This is a genomic window from Ruminococcus sp. CAG:379, from assembly GCF_000434255.1.
GTDB lineage: Bacteria > Bacillota > Clostridia > Oscillospirales > Ruminococcaceae > Ruminococcus_F > Ruminococcus_F champanellensis.
In genome coordinates this window covers 20,370-25,089 of the sequence record NZ_FR894881.1, presented here as the reverse complement: position 1 = coordinate 25,089, position 4,720 = coordinate 20,370, and the positions used below count along the sequence as shown (strand labels likewise).

3 protein-coding genes are annotated in these 4,720 nt (G+C 59.0%); all 3 read left to right on the top strand.

Annotated features, from left to right (window positions below; translation table 11 throughout):
- The first annotated feature begins 139 nt into the window (after positions 1 to 139).
- The 3 genes from rnr (at position 140) to QVO51_RS04825 (ending at position 4,581) form a co-directional block, all read left to right on the top strand.
- The gene (gene rnr / locus QVO51_RS04835) at positions 140 to 2,344 is read left to right on the top strand and encodes a ribonuclease R (protein WP_022357449.1); all 2,205 of its coding nucleotides are present in this window, start codon (positions 140 to 142) and stop codon (positions 2,342 to 2,344) included.
- Between the two features lie 120 nt (positions 2,345 to 2,464).
- Positions 2,465 to 3,883 (top strand): lipopolysaccharide biosynthesis protein, encoded by a 1,419-nt coding sequence (locus QVO51_RS04830; protein ID WP_022357448.1) that lies wholly within the window; start codon positions 2,465 to 2,467, stop codon positions 3,881 to 3,883.
- Between the two features lie 14 nt (positions 3,884 to 3,897).
- Positions 3,898 to 4,581 carry a response regulator transcription factor gene (locus QVO51_RS04825; protein ID WP_022357447.1) on the top strand — a complete coding sequence of 228 codons (684 nt, stop codon included), beginning with the start codon at positions 3,898 to 3,900 and terminating at the stop codon, positions 4,579 to 4,581.
- Positions 4,582 to 4,720: the final 139 nt, after the last annotated feature.

Genomic DNA, 4,720 nt, shown 5'->3' with positions numbered 1-4,720 from the left:
CAGATGCTGTGCAAAGCCGCCAGGTGGGCTTTGTGCGATGTCACCTTGATTGAGCAGGAAGCTGACGCCCTGTGATCCGGCTGCCGTGTTTGCGGCAGGGCGGGTTGCAGGGCTTTTGTTGTAAAGTGAGGAATCGACTATGAAAAAGCGTGAATTCAAGCAGGAAAAGCAAATCCGCAGCAAGGCGGGCAATGCCAAGGCACGGAGCGGCAAGCATGCAGGAAAGGAAAAGTTCGATGCAGCGTATTATACGGAAAAGATCCGTGCTGCTCTGACCCGATGCGGAAAAAAGCCTATCGGTGCAAAGGAGCTGGCGGCGAAATGCCGGAGCCAGCGTGGCGCAAGCGACGCCTATGCTGCCGCCCTGGGGGCACTGGTGGCATCCGGAGAGGTGGTGGAGCGGAAGCACACCTATGTGGGTGCAGCGGAAAGCGGCTGCTTCAAGGCAGAGGTCACCCGGCTCAGCCGCACCTTCGGCTTCTGCAAGCGGCTGGAGGATGAAACCGAATTTTTCGTGCCGGGTAAGTTTCTGCTGGGGGCAATGCCCGGGGATCAGGTGCTGATGCGCCCCATCCCCTCCCGCACCGGAGAGCCGGAGGGGGAAGTGGTTTCCATTCTGGTGGAAAGCCCTGCCCAGCTCACCGGCATGATCGTGGAGGAGGACAAGCACTGCTATCTGCTGCCGGACACCATGTCCAAAAGCCGGATCTCTATCGCCCACAGCGGCAACTACGCCTTCGCTCCTGGTGATAAGGTGCTGGCACAGATCTCCCACCGGGGCACCCGGCATGCGGAGCACCGTGCCCGGATCCTGTTCAGCTACGGCTGCGCCCAGCAGGCGGCAAGCTGCGCGGAGGCGGTGATCGCCGTCAGCGGCATCCCCACCGAATTTCCGGAGGAGGTCATCACCCAGGCGGAAAAGCTGGCGCTTGCCGGGGTACAGCCGGCGGATCTGGTGCACCGGATGGATCTGCGGGAGGAGTGCATCTTCACCATCGATTCGGCAGAATCCAAGGATCTGGACGACGCTGTATCCATCCAGCGCCGGGGAGAGGGCTACCGGCTGGGGGTACACATTGCGGACGTATCCCACTATGTGCGGGGAAATACCCCCCTGGATATGGAGGCACTGCACCGGGGCACCAGTGTGTATTATGCGGACAAGGTGATCCCCATGCTGCCCAAGTCCCTGTCCAACGGCATCTGCTCTTTGAATCCGGGGGAGGATCGGCTCGCCTTTTCCGCCATTATGGATCTGGACAAGGAGGGGCAGCTCCGTGCCTACTCCTTCCACAAGTCCGTGATCCGTTCCCGGGTCAAGGGGGTATATAAGGAAATCAACACCATTCTGGCAGGTACCCAGACTCCGGAAATTGCAGAAAAGTATGCAGAGGTGACAGAATCCCTGCTGCTGATGAACGAGCTGGCGGACAAGCGGCTGGCGGATCGGGATCGGCGGGGGGCGCCCTCCCTGGATGCGCCGGAAAGCAAGCTGATCCTCAACGAGGATGGGGTCTGTGTGGATGTACAGCCCAGAACCAGAGGCCGCAGTGAACTGCTGATCGAGGAGTTCATGCTCCTTGCCAATGAATCCGCCGCCCGGGTGGCACGGGAAAAGTCCATTCCCTTTGTGTACCGGGTGCACGAGAATCCCTCTCCGGAAAAGCTGGAACGGCTGGAGGAGGTGCTGAACCGGATGAACATCCCCCACCCGGTGCTGGACGAGGTGCGCCCCTGTCACTTTGCCCAGATTCTGAAGAATGCAAAGGACAGTCCCCTGCTGCCGGCGCTGAACAATCTGCTGCTCCGTTCCATGGCAAAGGCAAAGTATGCTCCCACCCCCATCGGCCATTTCGGTCTTGCCCTGGCGGACTACACCCACTTTACCTCCCCCATCCGCCGGTACCCGGATCTTGCCATCCACCGGATCCTGTCGGACGTGGTGCTGGGGTACAGCAAGGACTGGTTCGACAAGCGGTATGCCGCCTTCGTACAGCATGCCTCCGAGCGCTCCAGCGCCGCAGAGCTCCGTGCCATGACCGCAGAGCGGGACTGCGAGGACTGCTACAAGGCAGAGTATATGCTTGCCCACATCGGGGAGGAATTCGACGCTGTGATCGCCAGTGTGACGGATTTCGGCTTCTATGTGGAGCTGCCCTCCACCGTGCAGGGCCTGGTGCATGTGGGCTCCCTGCCGGAGGGGGAGTATACCTGCGACGGGGTGATTCATCTGACGGAGCAGCGCTCCAATACGGTGTACACCGTGGGACAGGCTGTCCGGGTACGCTGCGACAAGGCGGACGTGAACAGCGGCAACATCGACTTTTCTCTGGTTACAGACTAGCCTTTACAGGCAGGGCATCCCCGGATGCCCTGTTTTTTTGTGTTGGGGCTTTTCTTTTTGCCGGGAATTTGATATAATAAAACCTGTATGAGTATCAGCAACGCGAAAAGGAAGAATGCTATGGATAAATACAAAACCCTTGCCCTGAACACGGTGATCTTCGCAGTCGGCAGCTTCGGCTCCAAGATCCTGCTGTTTTTCCTGACCCGGCTGTATACGGGGAACATCATTTCCGACAATCTGAACACCAAGGAAATGCTGGAGATCACGGCAAATTTCCTGATCCCCGTGTTCACCTTCTCCATTGCGGAGGCGGTGATCCGCTACGGCATCGACCGGGCGTATGACAAGCGGCAGGTATTCTCCAATGCGGTGGTCACAGAGCTTGGAGGGCTGGTGCTGCTGCTGCTGTGCACACCGCTGATCGGACTGTTCTCCTTTACGGATGGATTCCTGGGACTGCTGATCGTCTATATCTGCACCTCCTCCTTCCGGCAGCTTTGCGCCCAGTTCGTCCGGGCAAGGGGACTGCTGAAGCTGTACTCCGTGGATGGGATCCTCACCGCTCTGACCCTGTACCTGTTCAACGTGATCTTCATTTCCGTCCTGGGCATGGGCGTCCGGGGCTTCATGCTGTCGGTGATCTGCTCGGATTTTTGCAGCGGCGTGTTCCTGTGCATCGTGTCCGGCATTCCCCGGTTCTTCTCCTTCCGGTATGTGGACAAGAAGCTGCTGCGCCGGATGCTGGCGTTTTCCGTGCCCCTGATCCCCACCGCCGTGCTGTGGATCTTTACTGGCTTTGCGGATCGGTTCTTTATCGGCATCATGCACGGGCCGGAAGGACTGGTTGGCAAAAGCGCCGCCGGGGTATACGGGGCGGCGTCCAAGATCCCCAATCTGATCTCCATGGTTTCCACGATCTTTTTCCAGGCATGGAACATTTCCGCCATTACGGAAAACGACTCCGCCGGCCGGAATCAATTCTACCAGCGGATCTTCGGAGCGTATCAGTCCATTCTCTGCATCGCCGCCGCCTTCCTCATTGCCCTGGTGCAGCCCCTGTCCAACGTGCTCATCAGCAACAAGCTGGATACTGCCTATGAAGCAGCCTTCCGGTATACGCCGGTGCTGGTGGTGTCCGTACTGCTCATGTGCTTCAACCAGTTTTTAAGCAGCATCTACACCGCCACCCAGCATACCCGGAACTCCTTCTGGACCAGTCTGATCGCCGCCGGGGTGAATCTGCCGCTGAACCTGCTGATGATCCCAAAATGGGGGGTGTACGGTGCCATTGCCGCCACCTACCTCAGCTATCTGCTGTGCTACATCGTCCGGATCGTGGACGCCCGCCGGTATGTGCCCTTTCGGGTCAATCACCTGCTGTTTGCGGCAAACAATGTGATCCTGCTGGGCATGAGCACCGCCATTATCAAAATGCCCCAGCGCTATGTGCTGTATCTGGTATGCGGCGTGGGGCTGATCCTCGCACTGAACTATGAGGCGGTCATTGTCACTGCCAAGAAAATTCTCAAACGTTGATTCGGGGGGACGCTATGATTTACTTGCTGGAGGATGACAACAGCATCCGGGAGCTTGTTACCTATTCGCTGAACAATTCCGGGCTGGAAACCAGGGGCTTTGAAAAGCCTTCGGATTTCTGGCGGGGCATGGAACAGGAGCAGCCGGATCTGGTGCTGCTGGATATTATGCTGCCGGAGGAGGACGGGCTTTCAATTCTTAAAAAGCTCCGGAACAATCCCCCCACCCGGAAGCTGCCCATTCTGATGCTGACCGCCAAGGGCAGCGAATACGACAAGGTCATCGGTCTGGACTGCGGTGCCGATGACTACGTCCCCAAGCCCTTCGGCATGATGGAGCTGATCGCCCGGGTCAAGGCGCTGCTGCGCCGGACGGAGCGAAAGGATCCCCAGCCGGAGCATACCATCCGGGGACTGTATGTGTGCCCGGCAAAGCACATCGTCACCGTGGACGGGGAGCCGGTGTCCCTGACCCTCAAGGAGTTTGAGATGCTGTGCGTATTCCTGGAAAACCGGAACGTGGTGCTGACCCGGGATCAACTGCTCAACAAGGTGTGGGGCTATGCCTTTGACGGGGAGAGCCGGACGGTGGACGTACACATCCGTTCCCTGCGGCAGAAGCTGGGAGAGTATGCGGACGTGATCGAAACCGTCCGGGGCATCGGCTATAAGCTCAGCGAGCCGGAGGGGGCACGATGACCCGGCGGATCTTCCTGTCCATCATGACCGCCGCCGGGGTGGCGCTGCTGGCGGCATTGCTGCTGATTCTGGGGGTGATCCAGTCCGCCTTTACCCAGCGGTACCGGCAGCAGTTCCGGGACGAGGCTGCCTATGCGGC

What these genes read in the sequence shown, in the direction of transcription:
- rnr (WP_022357449.1), top strand. Translation starts at nt 140, where the DNA reads ATGAAAAAGCGTGAATTCAAGCAGGAAAAGCAAATCCGCAGCAAGGCG.
- QVO51_RS04830 (WP_022357448.1), top strand. Translation starts at nt 2,465, where the DNA reads ATGGATAAATACAAAACCCTTGCCCTGAACACGGTGATCTTCGCAGTC.
- QVO51_RS04825 (WP_022357447.1), top strand. Translation starts at nt 3,898, where the DNA reads ATGATTTACTTGCTGGAGGATGACAACAGCATCCGGGAGCTTGTTACC.